Origin of the sequence: Prevotella sp. (genome assembly GCF_036570325.1) — a bacterium.
Taxonomy (GTDB): domain Bacteria; phylum Bacteroidota; class Bacteroidia; order Bacteroidales; family Bacteroidaceae; genus Prevotella.
On the sequence record NZ_DATCYK010000082.1, the window covers coordinates 1 to 20,920 of the forward strand.

At 48.9% G+C, this 20,920-nt stretch carries 20 protein-coding genes, 1 tRNA gene, 1 rRNA gene and 1 pseudogene; 12 read left to right on the plus strand and 11 right to left on the minus strand.

The window, feature by feature from the left end:
- From VIR50_RS08405 to VIR50_RS08425, 5 genes are all read right to left on the minus strand, one after another.
- A partial coding sequence (locus VIR50_RS08405; RefSeq protein WP_331934690.1) for an Ig-like domain-containing domain occupies window positions 1–1,086 on the minus strand: 1,086 nt, incomplete at its 3' end.
- Complete coding sequence (locus tag VIR50_RS08410) at window positions 1,083–2,603, minus strand: GH3 auxin-responsive promoter family protein (RefSeq protein ID WP_331934691.1); 1,521 nt, start codon at window positions 2,601–2,603, stop codon at window positions 1,083–1,085. The genes VIR50_RS08405 and VIR50_RS08410, both read right to left, overlap by 4 nt.
- A gap of 545 nt (window positions 2,604–3,148) precedes the next feature.
- Window positions 3,149–3,994, minus strand: a complete 846-nt coding sequence (locus VIR50_RS08415; protein ID WP_331934692.1) for a CPBP family intramembrane glutamic endopeptidase — start codon at window positions 3,992–3,994, stop codon at window positions 3,149–3,151.
- 30 nt (window positions 3,995–4,024) lie between these two features.
- Complete coding sequence (locus VIR50_RS08420; RefSeq protein WP_331934693.1) at window positions 4,025–4,969, minus strand: bifunctional riboflavin kinase/FAD synthetase; 945 nt, start codon at window positions 4,967–4,969, stop codon at window positions 4,025–4,027.
- A gap of 5 nt (window positions 4,970–4,974) precedes the next feature.
- Window positions 4,975–7,569, minus strand: a complete 2,595-nt coding sequence (locus VIR50_RS08425) for a calcium-translocating P-type ATPase, PMCA-type (RefSeq protein WP_331934694.1) — start codon at window positions 7,567–7,569, stop codon at window positions 4,975–4,977.
- Between the two features lie 153 nt (window positions 7,570–7,722).
- Between VIR50_RS08425 and VIR50_RS08430 the strand changes: the two genes are divergently transcribed.
- From VIR50_RS08430 to VIR50_RS08485, 12 genes and pseudogenes are all read left to right on the plus strand, one after another.
- Entirely contained in the window at window positions 7,723–8,808 is a 1,086-nt protein-coding gene (locus VIR50_RS08430; protein WP_414703544.1) for a hypothetical protein, read from the plus strand.
- A 46-nt stretch (window positions 8,809–8,854) separates the two neighbouring features.
- Window positions 8,855–10,423 (plus strand): sulfatase, encoded by a 1,569-nt coding sequence (locus tag VIR50_RS08435; RefSeq protein ID WP_414703543.1) that lies wholly within the window; start codon window positions 8,855–8,857, stop codon window positions 10,421–10,423.
- An 842-nt stretch (window positions 10,424–11,265) separates the two neighbouring features.
- A tRNA-Ile gene (locus tag VIR50_RS08440) sits at window positions 11,266–11,339 on the plus strand.
- Between the two features lie 310 nt (window positions 11,340–11,649).
- Entirely contained in the window at window positions 11,650–12,876 is a 1,227-nt protein-coding gene (locus VIR50_RS08445) for a site-specific integrase (protein ID WP_331934695.1), read from the plus strand.
- Window positions 12,877–12,908: 32 nt separating this feature from the next.
- Window positions 12,909–13,376 (plus strand): DUF1896 domain-containing protein, encoded by a 468-nt coding sequence (locus VIR50_RS08450; RefSeq protein ID WP_331934696.1) that lies wholly within the window; start codon window positions 12,909–12,911, stop codon window positions 13,374–13,376.
- A gap of 139 nt (window positions 13,377–13,515) precedes the next feature.
- Entirely contained in the window at window positions 13,516–13,863 is a 348-nt protein-coding gene (locus VIR50_RS08455) for a hypothetical protein (RefSeq protein ID WP_331934697.1), read from the plus strand.
- A 356-nt stretch (window positions 13,864–14,219) separates the two neighbouring features.
- Window positions 14,220–14,665: pseudogene (locus VIR50_RS08460) on the plus strand (hypothetical protein).
- The gene (locus VIR50_RS08465) at window positions 14,625–14,972 is read left to right on the plus strand and encodes a hypothetical protein (protein WP_331934698.1); all 348 of its coding nucleotides are present in this window, start codon (window positions 14,625–14,627) and stop codon (window positions 14,970–14,972) included. The pseudogene VIR50_RS08460 and the gene VIR50_RS08465 overlap by 41 nt, the downstream one beginning before the upstream one ends.
- Before the next feature lie 58 nt (window positions 14,973–15,030).
- Window positions 15,031–15,453 (plus strand): PcfK-like family protein, encoded by a 423-nt coding sequence (locus VIR50_RS08470; protein ID WP_331934699.1) that lies wholly within the window; start codon window positions 15,031–15,033, stop codon window positions 15,451–15,453.
- 3 nt (window positions 15,454–15,456) lie between these two features.
- Window positions 15,457–16,731, plus strand: a complete 1,275-nt coding sequence (locus tag VIR50_RS08475; protein ID WP_331934700.1) for a PcfJ domain-containing protein — start codon at window positions 15,457–15,459, stop codon at window positions 16,729–16,731.
- A 25-nt stretch (window positions 16,732–16,756) separates the two neighbouring features.
- Window positions 16,757–17,011, plus strand: a complete 255-nt coding sequence (locus VIR50_RS08480; protein ID WP_331934701.1) for a hypothetical protein — start codon at window positions 16,757–16,759, stop codon at window positions 17,009–17,011.
- A 4-nt stretch (window positions 17,012–17,015) separates the two neighbouring features.
- Window positions 17,016–17,240: a hypothetical protein gene (locus VIR50_RS08485; RefSeq protein WP_331934702.1), complete on the plus strand. Its 225-nt coding sequence runs from the start codon at window positions 17,016–17,018 to the stop codon at window positions 17,238–17,240.
- 452 nt (window positions 17,241–17,692) lie between these two features.
- Here VIR50_RS08485 and rrf read toward each other — a convergent pair.
- The 6 genes from rrf to traN all read right to left on the minus strand — a co-directional run bounded on the left by rrf (window position 17,693) and on the right by traN (window position 20,822).
- Window positions 17,693–17,803: ribosomal RNA gene (gene rrf / locus VIR50_RS08490) — 5S ribosomal RNA — on the minus strand.
- 20 nt (window positions 17,804–17,823) lie between these two features.
- Window positions 17,824–18,174 carry a hypothetical protein gene (locus tag VIR50_RS08495; protein ID WP_331934703.1) on the minus strand — a complete coding sequence of 117 codons (351 nt, stop codon included), beginning with the start codon at window positions 18,172–18,174 and terminating at the stop codon, window positions 17,824–17,826.
- 122 nt (window positions 18,175–18,296) lie between these two features.
- The gene (locus tag VIR50_RS08500; protein ID WP_331934704.1) at window positions 18,297–18,803 is read right to left on the minus strand and encodes a glycoside hydrolase family protein; all 507 of its coding nucleotides are present in this window, start codon (window positions 18,801–18,803) and stop codon (window positions 18,297–18,299) included.
- Entirely contained in the window at window positions 18,790–19,275 is a 486-nt protein-coding gene (locus VIR50_RS08505) for a DUF3872 domain-containing protein (RefSeq protein WP_331934705.1), read from the minus strand. Before VIR50_RS08505 ends, VIR50_RS08500 begins: the two co-directional genes overlap by 14 nt.
- A gap of 12 nt (window positions 19,276–19,287) precedes the next feature.
- Window positions 19,288–19,866 (minus strand): conjugal transfer protein TraO, encoded by a 579-nt coding sequence (locus VIR50_RS08510; protein WP_331934706.1) that lies wholly within the window; start codon window positions 19,864–19,866, stop codon window positions 19,288–19,290.
- Window positions 19,866–20,822, minus strand: a complete 957-nt coding sequence (traN, locus tag VIR50_RS08515; RefSeq protein WP_331934707.1) for a conjugative transposon protein TraN — start codon at window positions 20,820–20,822, stop codon at window positions 19,866–19,868. The genes VIR50_RS08510 and traN overlap by 1 nt, the downstream gene beginning before the upstream one ends.
- Between the last annotated feature and the right edge of the window lie 98 nt (window positions 20,823–20,920).

Sequence of the window (20,920 nt, forward strand, 5' to 3'; positions counted from 1 at the left end):
CTTGGCCAACAGCTCAAGCGTGTCAACCTGATTCACAAGCGTTCCCGCGCTATCGGTCATTAAGTAGGACATCTGAAGCCGTAAAGTATCTTGATTTATCAGCGTTGTATCGCGCAACCAATAGGTAATCGTGTCCTTACGGGCGGTCGATTCCATGACGAAAGCGTCACGCTCATTGAAGTTAAGGCCACGGATGACGGGCAACTGCTCATGTCCGTAGCTGAAAAAAATGGTGAAGTGGTCGGCCACGGGCCGTTCGCTCTTCAGAAAAAAGCGGTCTGTAACGATGGGATTAAAGGCTCTCAACGCCACATCGTCGGGCAAGAAATGGGTGTAAGGCACCCTATTGATGTTGCGAATACGTAGAGAATCGGCCCAAATGGTGTCCTGCCGTATATCAGGTTTGGAGCTTGGAACAATCAAATCATGGCTGAAAGCCATCATTTCGCTCTTTTGCGTGAACATATAGTTGCCATCGGCGTCCTTCAAAGCGTAACAACGGTAAGAGCCGGGGGCCACTCCCTTAATGACAAAACGGCCCCGTCCGTCGGTACGACTTACACGGAGCATGGGCAATTTTCGGAAAGCGCTGTCGGCCTGATTGGCATATAGGCCCACCAAAATGCCTTTCACGGGTTCCAAATCCTCAGCGTTGACCACGTAACCCGACACTTCCATGGTGTCGATATGGTCACCCGTGGAGAAACTATAGGTGTAGTTGCCCAACGGATTGCCCTCGTTGTTATCGCTGATGGCGTCGCTGAAGTCGATGGTATAAGTGGTATTGGCCTTCAACGAGTCGATAAGTTTCACCTCGATAGTCTTGCCCGAGGCCTTTATCTCGGGCATCTCAATCTGTGGCGGCGACACGATGACATTCTCGGAGGCATTATCCAACTTGATGAACTCATCGAACTCAATCCTTACTTTCTTGGCATTGACGCCCGTAGCCTTATCGGCCGGCGACGCACCGACCACCCGCGGCGGGTCCTCATCGAACCAACCACCGTCGGGATTGCCCATTCGGGCACAGCCGACCAGCACCAGCAGCGCTACCAAACATATATAGGGAAACTTTATCTTCATACTTCTTTCGATTCGTTAAGCGCCAAAAGCTCGTCTATGTTCTTACGACTGTTGCTCAATCGGGGCACCTTATGCTGCCCGCCCAACTTGCCTTTGAACTTCAACCAGTCATGGAATAAGTCCTTACGGGCCTTGACTATCTCCAATTGTTGCAACGTAATATCGTGGAAACGCTTGGCCTCGTAGTCGCTGTTGACCTCCTGCAATTTTCCGTCGAGCAACGAAGCGAAGCGCCGAAGGTCATCGGGCTCCTTGGAAAACTCGATGAGCCACTGGTGACGACACTTGGCATTACTGTCCATAAACACCGGGGCCGCCGTGTACTCGCTCACCTCCGCGCCCGTCATTTGGCAGGCATAAGCCAATCCTTGCTCCGCATTGTCCATGATAAGTTCCTCACCAAAGGCGTTGATAAAATACTTGGTACGCCCCGTAATGACGAATTTATAGGGATTGGTGGAGGTGAATCGCACGGTGTCGCCTATGAGATAACGCCACAATCCACACGAAGTGGTGATGAGCATGGCGTAGTTTCGCCCAACTTCGACGCCCTCCAAGGGCACAACCGTGGGCTTCTCGTTGCCAAACTCGTCCATGGGAATGAACTCATAGAACACATCGTGGTCGAGCATGAGCAGCATTGACGCATCCGAAGGGTCGTCCTGAATGCCGAAAAAGCCCTCGCTGGCGTTATAGGTCTCCATGTAACGCATGTCGGGGCTGGTAATCAGCTTCTCGTATTGCGGCCGATAAGGCGTGAAAGCGATACCGCCATGGAAAAACACCTCCAGATTGGGCCACACTTCTTCCAAGTGTTGTTTGCCCGAAAGCTCCATCACACGCACCAATACGCTCAACATCCACGAGGGAACGCCGCTGAGGTTGGTCACGTTTTTGCGCAAACACTCCTCCGCTATGCGGTCTCTCTTGATCTCAAAGTCGCTCAACAGCGCCGTTTGTTTCCTTGGTACACGCACGAAATTGGCCAACGGACTGATGTTTTCAATCAGTATGGCGCTCAAATCGCCTACGAGTGAGTTGGCTATATTATAATTAGGAGAATGGCTGCCGCCCAAAATAAGTCCCTTACCGTCGAAGAGTCGACTGTCGGGATGGTTGCGCAGATAGGCCGCCACCACGTCAAAGCTGCCGCCATAGTGGATATGTTGCAATCCCTCATCTGACACCGGAATGAACTTACTCTTATCATTGGTAGTGCCGGAGGACTTCGCAAACCATTTAACGGTGCCCGGCCACAGCACGTCAGCTTCACCATGACGCATTCGGTCAATATCTTTTTTGAGTTCCTCGTAAGTGTTTACGGGCACGTTTGTCGCAAAATCTTCATACGAACGGGTAGCTCCCAAGAGGTGGTTACGGCCGTATTCGGTATGTCGACCGCGGCTGATGAGATGGCGCAACACACGATGTTGCATGCTCACTCCCTCACTCTGATAGCGCTCTAAGGCCCTTTGACGTGGAAGAAATACCTTTGCTGCTATTTTGGTCAGACTCATGTCGCTTTAGTTTAATCGTTTAATTTGCAAAAGTAACCTAAACTTTTGGAACGGTAAAATTATTTACTATTTTTAAGGTAAAGGGCCTTTCATGCCTTTACACCAAGGTTTCGGCCCCACTCTTGCCTATGACTTAACCCATGGCGGAGGGCCTTCCGCATATTCAGAATTATCTTTACAAAAGGCGTTTGCTGCTTTTAAAATTCTCCACCAAAAGCCTATCGGGCGGCAAAACGGCCATTCTCGCCATGTTTACAACCCGCTGTAAACCAACCACTTCCTTTTTCTTGACAAACCGAAGCGGCCTTTTGGCATAACAAGAGCAGCCCTTTGACCTCATGATAACGGCCTTTTCACGCCGCCAAACCTACGCTTTGAGGCGGTCAAAGGGCTGCTTTCGCAAGGCCGAAGATACCGCGCCGGCCCATCGGCACGCCGTTTTCCTCCCGCCATCAGTCCCAAACCGCGAAATCATTGGCTAACCGGTGGCGGAAAGAAGTGTTAAAAATAGGGATAAATATTTTACAAAACAGAAGCCTGAAAACTTACTTCCGCTTCAACAATCGGGTGAGTTGGAAGATGGCCGGCACGAAAATACAGAGCGAGAAAACCACCCACAGCGTAACCTTCAGTTGGCTTCCACCGGCCAAATCGATGAGCTTCATGTCGGACGAATGGGGGTAAAGGGTCGTCAATATGTAAGCGATGGAGTTGTTCACCACGTGATACACCACGCCCGGAACGATACTGCCCGTGCGCACGTACATCCATCCGATGAGCACACCGATGAGGAACGCATGGTAAAACTGGGCGTCATTGCCATGGGCCAAACCGAAGATGGCGGCCGAAATAACGATGGCGCCCCACTTCCACGGCCCGCTCATACCCTTCAGCAGCGTGCGAAGAATGGCGCCGCGAAACACCGCTTCCTCCGTAAGGGGCACGAGAATGCCCACCGCCAAATAGCCCAAGGGCTCCTGCATGAGGCCTTTCAGCATGTCTTCCATGGCGTCGGGCATGGTCAAATCGAGCACTTCGTTGAACCATATCGAGGGAACGAGCGAACCGAAAGCCGCCACCACGACCCATACCATGGCCGTCCAAGGACGCGAACGCAGGTAATCGCGTGAGAAGGGGGTCCATCGCAACCGCAGGAAAAGCCATAACGTAAGGAGGCTACTCAACAAAGTGCCCACCAAAATGATGGTCGAATCGAGTACAATGCCTTTCTCGCCTATCTTTTGAAGGGCCTCAACCACGTCATCGCCCCGCTTGAGGTAAAAGCCCACGGTGGCCAAGACCATCGACAACAGTTTGACGACAAAGAAAACGATGAAGTAAATTATGACATTATAAGCAATGTCAATGACGGAACGAATGGATTTTTTCATAGGAAAATAGTACTTACAATGTGATATGTTTCAGGGCTGCGAATCGGTCAGCAACAAGGCTTCGGCCTGCTCACGGTCGGCCTTCAACTGCTCGGCCAACTGCATGAGGTTGTCAAACTTGCGCTCGGAGCGAATGCGGCTGACGAACGCCACTTCCATCGACTGCCCGTAAAGATCGCCTTCAAAATCAAGTATGTGCACCTCAAGCGTCTGCTCACGACCATCGAAAGTGGGCCTTACGCCTATGTTCATCATCCCCCCCAGCGGCTCCTCTACCCCCTCCGGCCTCACCCTGACGGCGTAAACGCCCGGCGCAGGCACCAATTGGCCCGAGCCGCCGAGGTCGATATTGGCCGTGGGAAAGCCCAGCTTATGGCCGTTGCGATAGCCTCCCACCACCTTGCCCGCCAGCATGTAGGGATAACCCAAGCAACGACGGGCCATCGAGACCTCGCCCTCTTGCAGCAGGGAGCGAATCATCGACGAGCTGACATGGACGTCCTCTATCGAGAAAGCGGGATTACGCATGACCTCAATGCCCATTTCACGACCGTAACGCACGTAGTCCTCGAAGCCCTCGGAGCGGTTATGGCCAAACCGATTGTCGTAACCGATGATGAGTTTGCGCACGTTGAGCTTATCCACCAGCACGTAACGCATGAAGTCGCGGGCCGAAAGCGCGGCCATCTCACGGCTGAACGCCAACACGGCCACGGCGTCGCAATCGGTCAGCGACAGCCTTCGCAGCTTGTTGTCGAGCGTGGTCAGCAACCTCGGTTGGTAGTCGCTCTGCAATACTTGTCGGGGATGGCGGTCAAAAGTGATGACCATCGACGTCATACCGCTGCGCCTTGCCTCCTCCGTGACGTGGCTTATAAGGTATTGATGGCCCCGATGCACCCCGTCGAAAAAGCCGATGGTGGCCACCGTAGGGGGCAGGTTGCCCGTGTCGTGATTGACATTGATAATATTCATTTGGCTTATTTTTTCTTCTCCATCAGTCTTCCTACCCATCTGTAGGCCTCGCCCAGCCAGAACACCAGCGACGTGGAGGCAATGACGATGGCCCATTCACGAAGCGACATGCCGTCCGTGCGGAACATCTTGCCGCCCAGTTCCACGATGAGCCATTGGCCACCGAGGATGAAAAGCAGCACCAAGAGCAAGCCGCGGTCGGCCCACAAGCGGTGGAAAGCCGAGTGATGGCTGCCCAAGCACTTGGCATTGAGCAGGTTCCAGAACTGCAACATGACAAAGGTTGTGAAGAAAAGAGTAAGATGATGAGCCTGCATGCCGGTGGGCAAGATATGCTCGCAATAGACGAGGAAGGCCAACAGCACCGCGAAGAAGACGCCACCCATGAAGAAAATTCCACGCAACATGGAGGGTGAAAGTATGAAATCGGCGGTGTTACGGGGCTTCTCCTGCATGACCTCACGTGAGGGAGAGAGCGACGCCAAGGCCATGGCGGCAAAGGTATCCATGATAAGATTGACCCAAAGAATTTGCGTCACGGTGAGCGGCAGTTCGGTTCCGACGAGCGAGCCGGCCAGCACCAAGAGCAAAGCCGTTAGGTTTACTATCAGTTGGAAGAACAAGAAACGTTGTATGTTCTTATAAAGTGAGCGGCCCCACATCACGGCATTGACGATAGAACTGAACGAATCGTCGAGCAAAGTCATATCGCTGGCTTCCTTGGCCACGCTCGTTCCCGAGCCCAAAGACAAGCCCACGTGGGCATAGTGCAGGGCAGGCGCGTCGTTGGTGCCGTCGCCCGTCACGGCCACAATCTCACCGTGGCGCTGCAACATTTCCACCAACCGCTGCTTATCCGTAGGCCTTGCACGGCTCATAATCTTGATAAGGGGAGCTTGTTTGTAAGCCTCATCATCGCTAAGGGCAGCCCATTCGGGACCGGTAATGAGCTCCGGCGACTGCGTCAGTCCTGCCACGGCCTGCGAGGCATTGGGCTCCGACGACACCACACCTATCTGACGACCTATCTCGGCGGCCGTGGCGGCGGTGTCACCCGTCACTATTTTCACGCCGATACCCGCGTCATGACAACGGGCAATGGCGCCCGGCACCTCATCACGGATGGGGTCGCTGATGGCAAATATCTGTTGGAAACGACCGTCAACGGCGAAAGCCAAGGTGCGCATGGCCTTGCGCTGATAAGTCAGCAGCTCCTGCTCGACAGCCTTGCGCTCCTCGGCGGTCATGTCGCACATGGCCATCACTATCTCGGGTGCTCCCTTGACGAAGCGGCGGCGTTGGCCTTCCGTCACGATAGTAGTCGACATGTACTTGCGTTCCGTGGAGAAAGGCTCACGGTCTACGACCTCATAACGAGCCCGAATGGCGTTGTAGTCAATGCCTCTGTCGTGCAACCACAGCAGCAAAGCGCCTTCCGTGGGGTTTCCTATCACCTCATCGCCGCTCAGTTCGGCCGTGGAATTGAGCGCGATGGCTATGTCGAGCAACTCATTAGGCACCGCCTCGGCCGCAGAAGGGGCCGCCACACGCATGCGATTCTGCGTAAGCGTGCCGGTCTTGTCGGTACATATCACGGTCACAGCGCCCATTGTCTCGCACGAATGCAGCTTTCTCACCAAGTTGTTCGACTTGAGCATGCGTCTCATGTTGAGCGCCAACGCCAATGTTACGGCCATAGGAAGGCCCTCGGGCACAGCCATGACGATGAGCGTCACGGCCATCATGAAGTATTTTAGCACCACTTGGGCCATTGCCAAGTAGTTTGTGGTGTGCCAAAGGTTATTGGTAAGGATGTCATGCGTAAGGAATATGACAAACGCGGCTATGGCTACGCCCGATCCGACCTTGGAAATGGCTACCGCCAGCTTATCGAGTTGCATGTTGAGGGGCGTCTTCACCTCGGTAATCTCCGTGGCTTTGCGGGCCACTTGCCCTATTTCGGTGGCGTCACCGACCGCCGTCACGACGTATTCTCCACGCCCGCTCATCACCATAGTGGAGCGAAGGACCATGTAGGGAGGGTAAGTGGCACCATCGGCAGCCTCCGGATTATCGGACGAATCGGCCACATGCTTGTCGGCTATGGGCTCTCCCGTCAGCGACGACTCGTCTATCTGCAAGTCGGTGGACTGCTGTAAGTGGCCGTCAGCGGGCACCTCATCGCCCACTTCCACCAAAACGACATCGCCCACGACCACGTCGCGGCGTTTTATTTCCACCACATGACCATTGCGACGCACCTTTACCATCTGCTCATCGTTCATCGCCGTGAGCATGCCAAACTTACGGGCAGCGTCTCGTTCAAAGTAAAATCCAATGGTTGTTGCCAAGAATATGGCCAAGAAAATGCCGATTGTCTCTATAAAATCTTGCTCAATAAAGGCAAATACAAGGGAAACCGCAGCGGCGACAAGAAGAATTTGTATGATAGGATCTTTGTATTTACCTAAGTAAAGGGACCATAAGGAAGTCTTTTTAGGGGGAGTTAGCAGATTCTCTCCGTGTTTTGACCTGCTGGCTTCTACCTGATTATCGGTAAGCCCCACGTTAATATCGACTTGGGAATGGGTTTCTCGCATAAAATTACTGACTTTATCATGAAAAAATACTGATGCAAAGTTAGTCAAAAAACGCAATAAGTAATGGGCAATCAATATTATTTAACGAACAACGGTGGCTCTTTGTACGAGGAAAAGAGTAACTTTGCTTCATCTATTACTTATTTATTGACCATGTATAAGAAATTAACGAGCATGCTGCTGCTCCTGATGTCAGCACTGGGATTGCAGGCCAAAGTAGCCACCTACGTATGGGTGGGTTGGGAAGAGAATACTACCGAGCAATCGCTCAAGCGTGATTTTAAGGCTTGGAAACGCCATGGTATCGTGGGCGTGTGTGTCAATTGTGGCATGGATACGCGGAAAATAGCCATCGCTTCCAAGGTGGCCCGACAACTCGGATTGGAATATCACGCTTGGATTCCGACCATGTTGCAGGGCGGACTCGACCCTTCGTGGTACACGGTGAACCGTCTTGGGCAGTCGGCCTTTGACCATCCGGCCTACGTGGACTACTATAAGACGCTCGACCCACGCAACCCCGACGTACGCAAATACTTGGTTCAAAAGTTCGGCGAGATAGCCCGGCTCCCTCATGTTGACTACATTCAGCTCGATTATATCCGCTATGCCGACGTTATATTGGCCCGTGGTTTGTGGGACAAATACGGCCTGACGATGAATGGCGAATACGCCGCGGCCGACTACTGCTACTGCGATGACTGTGTAAATGCCTTTAAGACCAAGACCGGAATCGACATTCGGAAGGTTACGGACCCATCAAAGATAAAGGAATGGGCACAGTTTCGTTGCGACGCCGTGACCGACTTGGTGAATGAGATTGCGGCAGCCGTGCATCAGGAGGGTAAGAAGATCAGCGCCGACGTGTTCCCCGGACCGCGCAGCTACGCCACATGGATGGTGAGACAAGAGTGGGACAAGTGGAATCTTGACGCCGTTTTCCCCATGAACTACAACGATTTCTACATGGAACCTGCCGCTTGGGTGGGGAAAGTTACCGCAGAAGAAGTGCAGAGTGTGGCCGCAAAAGGAACGCCGGTGTACAGTGGTTTGTTCATCTGTCGTGACTGGCGGAACAAAGAAAGCGTAGTAGATCCTGAGAACTCCGGCCTTCTTCCGTCGGAGATTGGGGCCGCCGTCAAGGGAAGTATGGAGGCCGGAGCCGCCGGTATCTGCCTATTCACCCCCTACTCCATGACCGAAGAGCACTGGAAAGCCTTGGATGAAGCTATCAAATAGCTTAAACCATTTTATAGGAAAGAAGCGGGAGAGAACAACGTAAATCATGAAATACGAAAATCATTTACTGAAAATAATGACCTCGGCACTGCCCATGGCCGCTCTTCCGGCCATCGGTCAGGCGCAAGGACAGCCGGTCGCCGTTGACCGTCAACGCCCCAATATCATCTTATTCATGGTAGACGACATGGGATGGCAGGACACTTCGGTGCCTTTTTGGACGCAACCTACACCCCTGAATCGTACCTACGAGACGCCCAACATGGAGAAATTGGCCCGGCAAGGCATGGTTTTCACCCAAGCATACGCCACCCCCATCAGCTCTCCTACACGCTGTAGTCTGCTCACGGGAAGCAATGCCGCCCGCCACAGAGTGACAAACTGGTCGTTGGAAAGAAACGTCATGACCGACTCCAATGACGATAAGATGGCCGTGCCTCAATGGAACGTAAACGGCATTTCGCCCGTAAGCACCACCGAAAACGCCTATCACGCCCGTTCCTTCGTGCAGATTTTGCGCGACAATGGCTACCATACCATACACTGCGGCAAGGCCCATTGGGGTGCCATGGATACGCCCGGAGAGAACCCATCGGCATGGGGATTCGATGTCAATATCGCAGGACATGCGGGTGGAGCGCCGACCACCTACCTCAGTGAGCGCAACTACGGCCACCGCCAAGACGGCACTCCCACGTCGGCTTTCGCCGTTCCCGGCCTGCGAAAGTACTGGGGCACGGGCACATTCCTTACCGAAGCTCTCACCAAGGAAGCCCTCACGGCCATGGACAAGGCCAAGAAATACCAACAACCTTTCTTCCTTTACATGGCCCATTATGCCATCCATATACCCATTGATAGGGACCAACGATACTTCAGTAAGTACGTGCGCAAGGGGCTATCCGACAAGGAAGCGGCCTATGCCTCGCTCATCGAGGGCATGGATAAAAGCCTCGGCGACATCATGGAATGGCTCAACAACAACGGTGAAGCCAAAAATACCATTCTCATCTTCATGAGCGACAACGGCGGATACGCCACCGAAACGGCATGGCGCGACGCCCCACTCTACACGCAGAATGCCCCGCTCAAATGTGGCAAAGGCTCACTCTACGAGGGTGGAATCCGTGAACCGATGATCGTACGGTGGCCCGATACCGTGAAGCCCGGCACCCGATGTGACAAGTATCTCATCATAGAAGACTTCTATCCGTCGCTCTTGGAAATGGCCGGAATCAAGAAATACGCCACTCCGCAGCCCATCGACGGCATTAGCTTCGTACCCTTATTGATAGGCGGTAAGGACACCTCACATGATAGGGCGCTCTATTGGAACTATCCCAACGTGTGGGGCAACGAAGGCCCGGGTATCAGTTTGAACTGCGCTATCAGGTGGAATGAGTGGAAAATGATATACTCTTACAAGACCGGAAAGAAGGAACTTTACAATATAAATGAAGATATTGGCGAGGCCAACGACCTCTCTGTATCCCATCCGGACTTAACCAATAAGCTATCCCGGCTACTCGGCAATCACCTTAGAAAAGTGAAAGCCCAGCGTCCCTCCGTGAAAGCCACGGGGCAACCTGCCCCATGGCCCGACGAAGTACGCTGATAACAGCAGTCTCGCTTTCTATATTTTCCATAGAACGCATGGCTGCGACATAGCCACCAATGTAGATAACAGCAACCCCGCTTTCTATATCTTCCACATTACATAGGCCCATGCCTTTTGCAGTCAGCAAGACACAGAGACTGTCGTAGATTATCCTTTCTTTCCCATACAAGGGGCTGTCAAGACAAACAATATAAATCATTAAGTTGTCATTCTTCTACCCCTTCCTCCTCTTATCGCCTCGACCGGTAGTCCACCCTCCATCTTTCTACCGGTCGGGGCGATGTTATTTTCTAACACTATCCACCAAACAAGGAAGAGTCTCTATCCATTTCATCAGTCAAAACCATGTTATTTACCAAAGATGTTCACCCTATCATGTCTTAAATTATCCATATAAAGAAACAAGGCCTTACAAGAATAAACTATCAATCCTAATCCATTATAAATCAGCCACATCAACCACGCTCTTCCAAAGCTATCCTTTTACTTCTTCAAAGGCCCTCTTTGACCTTCTCAAAAGCCCACAATGACCGGGCCAAAGGGCCACAATGACACACTTAAAAGCCCTCTTTCACAAAACGACTCATTCCCCTTTACCATATCATCTCTCCAAATCATCCCATATAACTACCTTATCTACCTCATCAAAACAAACCCTTCACGCCCTATGAATCAATCTTTTACCACATACAAATCTGCCTTTTAACGCCTATAAATTAGTATTTCCTCACACACAAATTAGCCATCTAACACAGACTTTTCCGTAAAAATATTTGGAGAATTGCAATAAACCCACTACCTTTGCACCCACAAACTTGTTCTCTTCTTTAGAACAAGCCGGACTTGTAGCTCAGTTGGTTAGAGCAACAGACTCATAATCTGGAGGTCCCTGGTTCAAGCCCAGGCTGGTCCACAAATAGGTTTCAAGAGGACGTCAGGCAATACGTCACTTTAGCCTTCAAAACAAGGATAATCGCTGTAAAATCAAGGTTTTACGGCGATTTTTTGTTTTTTATCCACATTCGCTTGACTGCCAGACCATACCTTTTGATAGTCATTATTCGGTTATTTTCTGCTACAGAAACCGCTACACAAAAGTAGGCACTCAAAAAAATGTAGCAGTGAATGGGAAATGACTACCAAATTGACGGCGTACAAATCTCTTGTTTTCAACAACTTATGTCGAACTTTGTAGCCGAAATGCTACACTAAAATGATGCGTTATGAAAACAACTTTCAAGGTGTCCTACTACCTACGTTCCAACTATGAGAACAAAGAAGGAAAATCGCCTGTAATGCTCCGGATGTATCTCGGAGGCGAAATGACAAATTTGGGATCCACTAAAATTTTCGTGGATAAAGCTAAATGGAGTAACAAAACCAGCAGAATGATTGGTAGAACGGCAGAAGCCCTTTCTGTCAATGCATCGATAGATGCACTGACAACTACCTTGATGCAGATTTATAGGAAATATGAAACTTCAGAGAGCCTGTCCTTGGACCTTATCAGGTCAGTGTTTCTTGGAATAGATAAGGAGTTTACAACTTTCCTCCCCATCTTTGACAAGTACATAAACTCCATCACGCAACAAGTTGGCAAGACGTTGACCAAGGGTACTTTTTATAAGTATAAGGTAGTGAGGCAGAACTTTCGGGATTTTCTGCAAGCAAAATATCATCGCAAGGACATTGGATTGACTGAACTTACAAGTGCTGTTATCCAGGACTTTGAATTGTATCTGACATCTGTTGTAGGTGGTGTGCATAACACTACCACCAAGAAATTGAGAAACCTGAAGACTGTTGTGAACTATGCGAGGAACAGAGGTCTTATCATGCATGATCCGTTTGCAAATCACAAGCTGCACTATGAATTGGTAGACCGTGGCTACCTTACAGAAGAGGAGGTACTCCGTATCATGAAGAAGCACTTCGATATAGAAAGACTGGAATTGGTACGAAATGTATTTATCTTTTCCTGCTTCACAGGATTGGCCTACATTGACGTATATAATCTTACCTACGATAAGATTGTTACCGTTGAAGACAGACAATGGCTCATCACCAAGAGATACAAGACAAGTATAGATGAAAACGTCATGCTGTTGGATATTCCACTTGCCATTATAAGAAGGTACTATGACATCAACAGAAAAGGTGGAAAGGTTTTCCCGATGATGAGCAACCAGCGTATCAACTCATATTTGAAAGAAATTGCCGACCTTTGCGGCATAAAAAAGAATCTGACTTTCCATATGGCAAGACATACCTTTGCTACCATGTCTATATCAAAAGGGGTTCCAATGGAGTCTGTGTCTAAGATGCTTGGGCATACGAATATCAGAATAACCCAGATTTATGCACGAATAACGAACAAGAAAGTAGAACATGACATGGAGCAACTCGCCGACAAACTCGGCAAGTTCAATAAGGCAATGGGAATCCGATAACAAATAATGTACAACCCTAAAATAAAAGATTTATGGAAACGACAAAGAAAGAACTTTCCTACTTCCGTCTGAAGTTGGAGAACTACCTCAGTGAACATTTCCCCGAAATGCTGAGTGACAAATCATTCATCACGGCAAGAGCCGACGAAGCCCTCACCACTTACTGCGATGCAGTGACGCAAGGATTCTCGCATCCCGAAGCAGAGACAATGGCAAGCGAGGTATTGCATCGAGGACTGCATTTTTCCAAGTACGACACGCTTGTGTCTGTCTTGGAGAATGAGTTTGAAAAGGAACTGCCCTCTCCGCTTCCCGAAAGGCTTTCCCCGATACTTCTGAAGAACAAGGCTGTGCAAAGCGTTTTCGACAAGTACAAACTGACGGACGACTTCGGCGCAAGTCCGGAGTATGAGAAACTATACACCGAACTGACCGGGACAATCGTTCTGCTCATCGAGGTCAATGGTCTGCCAACGATAGACGGTGAGAACATAACTTGACGTAACACCGTCGGAAGCTTTTGTAGTATCAAGAGCCAAGATACACGCTCCACTCCACACGCCAAGAGTTCTGCAAACACTTGTCTTTGTGTAGTCTGCGCATCTTGTAACTGCTCTTGAACTATAAAAAGCCCCGATTATGAATACAATCATCATGAATCAAGACGTTCACACACCTGCCTTCATCAAGGCAGACGCATCGAAAAAAAACGACAAGAACAGGCAGCAGCCGACTTCTCCCAAGCAAGTCCGCCGCTTCGGTTGGACACGCTTCATCGAGCCCGTCCTTCTGCTTTCCCTTGTCATCGGTGCAGTTTACCTTATCTCAAAGATGGTAACGCCGCAAGTCGTAACTGCCGTGTCAGTCATTGCAGGTTTTCTGATACTGCGCTTTATAGTCCGGGTAATCCTGAAAGTGACATTTACGCTTCTGAGCTTTCTTTTCTGGCTGGCGATACTCTGCGCCATCCTGATCTGTGTGCTTTGAAAAGCACGCTCTGTAAACTTTTCATTTATATTTCATGAGGTGGTTATCTCGCATTTTGCAGATAGCCACCTTTTTTGTTTTCCGTTTCAGGCGTTGCACTTTCGCTTTCGCTTCTCTTCCATATCTCCACAATATGCGATGTCGCAAGACGGGCTGTTCCCTTTTTATCCGCAAAGGTAGTACGGGGTATTGTGGCTTTCCCAAGGTCGATGCCTTCGGTTTGTCTGAAAAATCTCCATCCCTGCGGGTAGTATTTTTCGCCAAAACCTTGTGCAAGCCTTCCCCGCTACCTCGTGTATTGCTACAAAAAGGAATCAGCATACTCCGATCTTTGGACGCATAAAAAAAATGTCGCTATGGATAAGCAGAAAGTATATACAACATCTTCGATGAAGAAAAAAGGATATAGCTCCTCCTCTCATTACCGCATTAAATCTGTGGTTGGACAAAGTGGGCAAGTGTTGGCAACTAAGTTCGTGCAGTGGGACGTTGAGCCATTGGAGTGCCTTTGCAGCAGCAAGGTGCGAAACTCAATCGTGGTGAGCGAATGAGCCGTGAAGACGAGTTGTTGAGAGCTTTGCTCGAAAAAAAGGACTGGCTATGTGAAGTCGTGAGCTCAAACACTTACTTCCGTACAGCCGTTCCCTTGCAGGGTTGGCGATTTGACTTCTTCGATGTGCTGAAAAAATACATTGCGGGTCAGTATGGAAGGTGGGCAGAGTATTACGCACCCGACCACACCAGCCTAAGAGCCTATCTATATGGAAGTATCAGCCAAATTGTTGAAATTCCCAAACACTAAAACATTCATTGCTATGAACACGTACAATTTTTATCAAGACCAAAAAATAACCTGTTGGGACCGTATTCGTTTTGAAATCAAGGCAAGGAGTTATGAAGACGCTATTGACATAATAAAATCATGGAAAGGTGAGGATGTGATTTTCATGGAAGATTGTAAGCAGGTCTTTATTTCTGAGTTTGAACGACTCTATGATACTTCTGAACGAGTTTTCCCAAAAGACAACGGAGGACAATCAACAATTGAGACCTTTGACTATACGGGAGTAGAAGTTTGCAATAATACAGACCCACAAACTTGGAAATAAGCAGACTTGCGTTTCTATCTATTCAGAATTTAGCATTAACATCTAAAAGGATATAACAATGAACGGAACAGAGCATTTTACACGGACAATAGCCGAATATCTCAACCAGCGTGCAGCGACAGACCCCTTGTTTGCCCCCAACTTGATGAAACCGGGCAAGAACATCGAGGATTGCATCGCCTATATAGTCAGCGAAGTGCAGAAAAGTGGCTGTAATGGCTTCAATGATGATGAAATCTACTCTATGGCAGTCCACTACTACGATGAAGACGACATCAAGGTGGACAATACCACCATTACTTATCAAGTGGCGGTAAACCACGTTGTGGAACTCACGGAGGAAGAGAAAGCCGAAGCACGCAAGCAAGCCATTGCGCAATATCAGCGTGGGGAACTTGCCAAGATGCAGAGCCGTAACGCACGACCGAAAAAGACCGAGAATAAAGCAACTCAAGTACAGCAATCCCTATTCGATTTTTAAGTTATGAAACCAAGAAACAAATTTGAGAAGGCAGTCCTTGTCGAGAGCAAGCACCTTCACCCGATAACCAAGACACAGAGCAAGTGGGCATTCCGAGAGTGTATAAACCACTTCGCCTACCGACTGCCCAAAGGTCGCACCACTTGTATGGACTGCGGACATAGTTGGGTGATGGGCAAACCGAAAGAAACCTGCACTTGCCCTCATTGCAGGGCAAAGTTGCAGGTCAAGGAAACTTTTGAGCGTAAATTACAACAGACGCACTATTTCACAACACTTACCACTTGTGGAGAATATCAAGTATTGCGAATGTTCCTCCTTGTTGCAGGAATGGAGAAAGGCTGCAAGGCTGAATATTATACGCTTGAAATCGGGCACTATTGGTGGAACGCAGAGGGGAGAAAAGCCATAATAGCCATTCCACGCACGATGGGTTGGTACGTTGATACCTTTTCGTTCTACACCCCTATGGCAATCCGCAACGACAACGAAGCCTACCGATATGCAGCCTATTCCCCGATATATCCGAAGTTCAAGGTGTCGGACACCCTGCGCAGGAATGGCTTTGAGGACAACTTCTATGGCATAGAGCCTACAACGCTGATACCTGCGTTGCTCACGGACAGCCGTGCCGAGACATTGATGAAGTCAGGACGAACAGACCACCTGCGCTATTTTCTTGGCAAAAGAAAAGCGTTTGACGAGTATTGGAACTCCTATAAGATTGCAGTCCGCAACGGCTACGATATAGCAGATATTTCCCTTTGGTGCGACTATGTGGACATGCTCCGCAGATTGGGCAGGGACATACACAGCCCGAAGTACCTTTGCCCTGCCGACCTCAAAGCCGAACACGACCGCAGACGGGAGGAAATCGACCGAAAACGTGCAAAGGAGGAGATTGCCACGAAACGGCAAAAGATAATGGAGGATGAAAAGCGTTTCCAAGAACTCAAATCCAAGTTCTTCGGTATCTGCTTTACTGATGGCACAATCCAAGTCCATGTTTTGGAGAGCGTGCGGGAGCATTTGGAGGAGGGAGCGACCATGCACCATTGCGTATTCTCCAACGAATATTATCTTAGAGAGGACTCGCTTATCCTATCGGCTACCATTGAGGGCAAACGGATTGAGACGATAGAGGTGTCATTAAAGACTTTGGAAGTGGTGCAAAGTCGTGGAGTATGCAACAAGAATACGGAATATCACGAGCAGATAGTGAACCTTGTCAATGCCAACCGAAGGCTCATTAGTCAGCGAATGAAGGCAACGGCATAGTATAAACCATCAAATAATCAGAGTTATGAAAACAGAGATTGAGAACATCATCTATAACTGTGCGGACGAGATACCGCACATACTCATCAGGGTTATCAATGCGATAACTCTATCCGAAAACGAGGAAGAGTTAAGGACGGCAATCAATAAAATAGCCGAAGAAACAGAACTTGACAAATTCTTTGCATACGGCTATGGCGCACACCATTTTTGGCTCACCCACCGCAAATTATCCAATGGAGAGCCAAAGGAATACAGATTATTAAAGGTTGAATTTTAAGATTATGAAGAAGAAACAGAGATTTTTGGTATATATGCAATATGTTTTCGATGGCGTATTCGATGTGGTTGCAGAGAGCAAGGAGGAAGCACGGCAGAAAGTCCTGCAAGATTGCGGGCTGGTTATGGGAGGAACCATTCACAGTCTCCTTCCTGATGATGAGATAAATTGGGCGTTTGACAGACACCCCGACAAGCGAATAGACAGAATAACGAAAGTGCAGGAATAGCATATGAATAAAAAGAGCCACGCAAACCGAAATTTGCGTGGCTTCTTTTCTTTGTCTTTGAACGAGCAGGCGACCAAAGCAAAGAAGCAAAAGAAAGTCGCAGGAAAATCCATGTAACTAATATCTCAATAAAAAAGTGGAGCAAACATGTTGCTCCATCCCCGGAAACTTAATCTGTTCCATTTTGGCTATTAACCAACTAATAGCACATTATAATAGCAGTAACTATTATACAGGCTATCGGATTTATCAGACCAATAATCAGTGGAATCATATTGTTAGATACTATCACAACCTTCTTATTGGTTATAAACCTTTTGAGGGATTGACTAAGTTTTTTACTTAAGTCAATCACCTACTTTCTGAATTTTCTTTTTGTATTCATTGGTAAGTTCTTTATTAAATAAAGGGTTCTACCGTTATTGGCTTTACGTCCCGAACCCATTTTATGGACGTGGCAGTACCTACTCTCCCACACTTATGTAGTACCATTGGCGCAATAAGGCTTAACTTCTCTGTTCGGAATGGGAAGAGGTGTTCACACTTATGCCATAACCACCTTTGTTATTTCTAATAGGAATATTTATTGATTCATCCAACGATAACGACGTGTGTATCCGCCTTCAGTTTCAAACACACGATTATCTTCTTGCAGAACACTTTTCAATATTTTACCAGCGTCCTTAGCTGCCTGATCAAAGGCATATTCATGACTATACCCTGCATTTATATGGCGGAAATACAAGACACCCAATGGATAATGTTCCCAATAATAATTATCTCCTCCAATGAAATCTCTGGCACAAAACCATTCGTTCTTGCGAGTAATACACCAAGAGTAAACAGCTCCTTGCAGAAATGCTCTTATTTTTTGCATATCAATATCCGCAAGTCCATGTACCGTTCGTATTGTTATGTTATCTCCTTTAAGCATAATATCTTTAATAATGAAAAACTTTGCAAAGATACACAATTATAGAGAGAATAACTATTTGTTATTCAACAAAACTCTTTGATAATCAACAAATTCCTTCAAAAATATTATATTTTCGCGTTTCAAAGAAGAAAGAACAGGGCAAACTCCACCTGTCTGCGCTTGACCAATCCACTCAAAACTTTCCCCTTATATCGGCAGAATGAAACATACTCCCGATAGAAGTTCCTGTCTCCAGCCTCTATCTTTCGCAGCAGTCGGCTCTTGGGATGTTTGCCATAGCCGAGCAGTCGCCCCACACCCACGTTATAGGCAAGCAAAGTCAGCAGCAGCGCATCCTTGCCATAGCCCTTGAAGTGTTCAAAGCATTTCCAAAGGTCGGCACGCAGCAGCGAGTCCGCCTGTCGCTCCGTCATGTCAGCCGTGAAGCACTCACCCGTTTGTAATTGGTGTCCATAGCCGACATAAGGATAATGTTTCCAGTCGTGCAGTCCCTCAAAATATTTCACGACGGCCACGGCACGCTCAAAAGGCGGCAAGTCCGCCAACCGTACCCTGCTCTGGGCAAGGATCGGCTGGCAGAACAGGCACACCATACAGAATAAGGCAAAGCATTTAGCCGTTCGCATCGTCCAAGGCTTTGGTTACTACTGCAGTGGACTTTCCTTTTTCCTCTGCCTTTTCGTTGTTGAAACTGAAGGTCAGTTGCTGCATTTTGCCGAAACTGTCCTCCACATACACGTCAATCGTCTGGCGGTCTGTGGAGAGTGAGGTGTAATACAGACGGAACACATCCTTGGTCAGCGGATAGCGGTCGTTAGGCTTAAATATCGTACCATCGTCCATTCTCAATATTCCTTTGCCGTCGGGCTGGAAATATCGGATGGTATAGCGCATGTCGGCAAATTCGCCCCCTCGTTTGAGGGTGCAGCGTATCTCCGCCGTCTGTCCCTTGATGATGTCCTTCTGAACGGGCATCGTCTCGAGAGTGAACGGATAAGACTGCTCCACATCCAACTCCCTGTCACAAGCAGATAAGCAAAACACGGCAAGGGCAAGTACGCCCATTACCCACATAGAACTTAATATCTTCTTTTTCATTTTTCTTCTTGCTTAAAGATTAAACCTAAGTCCCGCCGAGAGTGCAGGACGGAAACGATGTATGTCAGAACCGAAGAGCAACCGTCCTTGTGCTTTGACGAGGAAGAGAAGCCTGTCCGTGAGGAATACCTCCACCGAGCCATGTACGGCTCCGCCATAGACGAAGCGTGAGCGGTCAAGCAGCATTGCCCCATCGGGCAACAGCTTTTTGTCCTCGTTCAGTTCCTCGTAGCCACCCAAGGCGGATATACCACCATAGAGAAACACGTTCTTGCCCTTGTCGGAGAGTATCGGGTGCATATAGCCCAAGTGAAGCAGCGCATCTTTGAGTTTCACGCCATAATCCCTGTACGGCACATTCTGCTGCTCATACTCAATTCCTACAAAGGCGTAGTTCTCACGTTTCAAGTAACGGGTGAGCGATACACCCACACCGAAGTTATCCTTAGCAAAGAGTTTTTCTCCCTTGATAAGGGGAACGCTGCCTACAACTTCCATTCCTTTTTGCTTAGGTATGAGCCGCTGTGCGTGCGACGGCAGACTGAAAGTCATGGCCATCGCACAAACGAAAAGAAACAATACCTTCTTCATTACCATTTGAGTTTGAGGTTGTCAATCTTCTTTGCCAAGAGCAGGTCTTCCTGCCCGACATAAAAGGTCAGCGTGCGCCCACCGTTTCGTTCGTAGAGTGTTACCTCTAATTGCTTATCCTCCGAAAGCGCGAATTGTTCCAGCACGAACACGGAATGCTCGCTATCCTTACCCTTTACCTGCATCACCTGATGATAGGCACGGAGTGGCTGTAATACTCGTTCTTGTATGGCAGTACGCTTTGCCACTTTCTTATCCACCACCTTGAACGTGATGAAATCCACCGAGTACGGCATGTTCGTGCCGTTTTCCATACGGATGTGGAAATACAGCAAGCCGTTATGGGCATACAATCCACGAAGCAGGAACTTCATGCCGAACTGCTGCGCCCCGATGTGCTTGATGGTGCGCCTGTCGTTCTGATAGATGGTCTGCATCATCAGCTTGACCAATACGGGCGACTCATTGCCGAGTTCCTTGAAGTAGATGTCGGAACGGTTGCTCGGCAATCGTCCGTCTGTTGGCGACAGAAAGTCCTTCATCTCCACGCTGAGTTTCTCCGTCTCGTCGGCATATTTTACATTGAAGGCGTAAAAAGAGCCGTCCTCGCAGATAACACTCATGTTGGTTTCCGTTTCAAAGTCCTTTACGGCAGCCTTTACACGGAGCACGTTCTCCGCATCCTCCGCCTTACCTGCAATGATGTTCTGTGAACCCAAGTCCACATAGCGAACGGCAGAGGGGAAGATGAGATGCACGGTCTTGTCGAAGGTAACATCCAAGCCGTATGGCAGGACGACACGAGCATTGGGGATGGCACGGCTCATGCCTTGAAAGAGTTCGCCCGAAGAGAGAGGACGGTTAGGCACGATCGGTGTGCCGTTGTCGATGTCTTGTGCAGTGGCTGTCGCTCCCATCGTGGCGAACAAAGCCATTGATAAAATCCATTTTTTCATTGTTTCTGTCAATTTTGATATTGTTGTATTTACTATTTATTCTAATCTCTAAAATCCGAGGTCTATTTGGTCTGCATCAAGAAAAGGCGATAGCCCCC

Bases quoted from the DNA above. Each gene is read 5' to 3' on its own strand.
- VIR50_RS08445 (WP_331934695.1), top strand. From the start codon at position 11,650: ATGAAAACAACTTTCAAGGTGTCCTACTACCTACGTTCCAACTATGAG.
- VIR50_RS08415 (WP_331934692.1), bottom strand. From the start codon at position 3,994: ATGAAAAAATCCATTCGTTCCGTCATTGACATTGCTTATAATGTCATA.
- VIR50_RS08410 (WP_331934691.1), bottom strand. From the start codon at position 2,603: ATGAGTCTGACCAAAATAGCAGCAAAGGTATTTCTTCCACGTCAAAGG.
- VIR50_RS08475 (WP_331934700.1), top strand. From the start codon at position 15,457: ATGAAACCAAGAAACAAATTTGAGAAGGCAGTCCTTGTCGAGAGCAAG.
- VIR50_RS08510 (WP_331934706.1), bottom strand. From the start codon at position 19,866: ATGAAGAAGGTATTGTTTCTTTTCGTTTGTGCGATGGCCATGACTTTC.
- VIR50_RS08505 (WP_331934705.1), bottom strand. From the start codon at position 19,275: ATGAAAAAGAAGATATTAAGTTCTATGTGGGTAATGGGCGTACTTGCC.
- traN (WP_331934707.1), bottom strand. From the start codon at position 20,822: ATGAAAAAATGGATTTTATCAATGGCTTTGTTCGCCACGATGGGAGCG.
- VIR50_RS08480 (WP_331934701.1), top strand. From the start codon at position 16,757: ATGAAAACAGAGATTGAGAACATCATCTATAACTGTGCGGACGAGATA.
- VIR50_RS08465 (WP_331934698.1), top strand. From the start codon at position 14,625: ATGGAAGTATCAGCCAAATTGTTGAAATTCCCAAACACTAAAACATTC.
- VIR50_RS08420 (WP_331934693.1), bottom strand. From the start codon at position 4,969: ATGAATATTATCAATGTCAATCACGACACGGGCAACCTGCCCCCTACG.
- VIR50_RS08470 (WP_331934699.1), top strand. From the start codon at position 15,031: ATGAACGGAACAGAGCATTTTACACGGACAATAGCCGAATATCTCAAC.
- VIR50_RS08450 (WP_331934696.1), top strand. From the start codon at position 12,909: ATGGAAACGACAAAGAAAGAACTTTCCTACTTCCGTCTGAAGTTGGAG.
- VIR50_RS08495 (WP_331934703.1), bottom strand. From the start codon at position 18,174: ATGCTTAAAGGAGATAACATAACAATACGAACGGTACATGGACTTGCG.
- VIR50_RS08425 (WP_331934694.1), bottom strand. From the start codon at position 7,569: ATGCGAGAAACCCATTCCCAAGTCGATATTAACGTGGGGCTTACCGAT.
- VIR50_RS08500 (WP_331934704.1), bottom strand. From the start codon at position 18,803: ATGCGAACGGCTAAATGCTTTGCCTTATTCTGTATGGTGTGCCTGTTC.
- VIR50_RS08485 (WP_331934702.1), top strand. From the start codon at position 17,016: ATGAAGAAGAAACAGAGATTTTTGGTATATATGCAATATGTTTTCGAT.
- VIR50_RS08435 (WP_414703543.1), top strand. From the start codon at position 8,855: ATGAAATACGAAAATCATTTACTGAAAATAATGACCTCGGCACTGCCC.
- VIR50_RS08430 (WP_414703544.1), top strand. From the start codon at position 7,723: ATGTATAAGAAATTAACGAGCATGCTGCTGCTCCTGATGTCAGCACTG.
- VIR50_RS08455 (WP_331934697.1), top strand. From the start codon at position 13,516: ATGAATACAATCATCATGAATCAAGACGTTCACACACCTGCCTTCATC.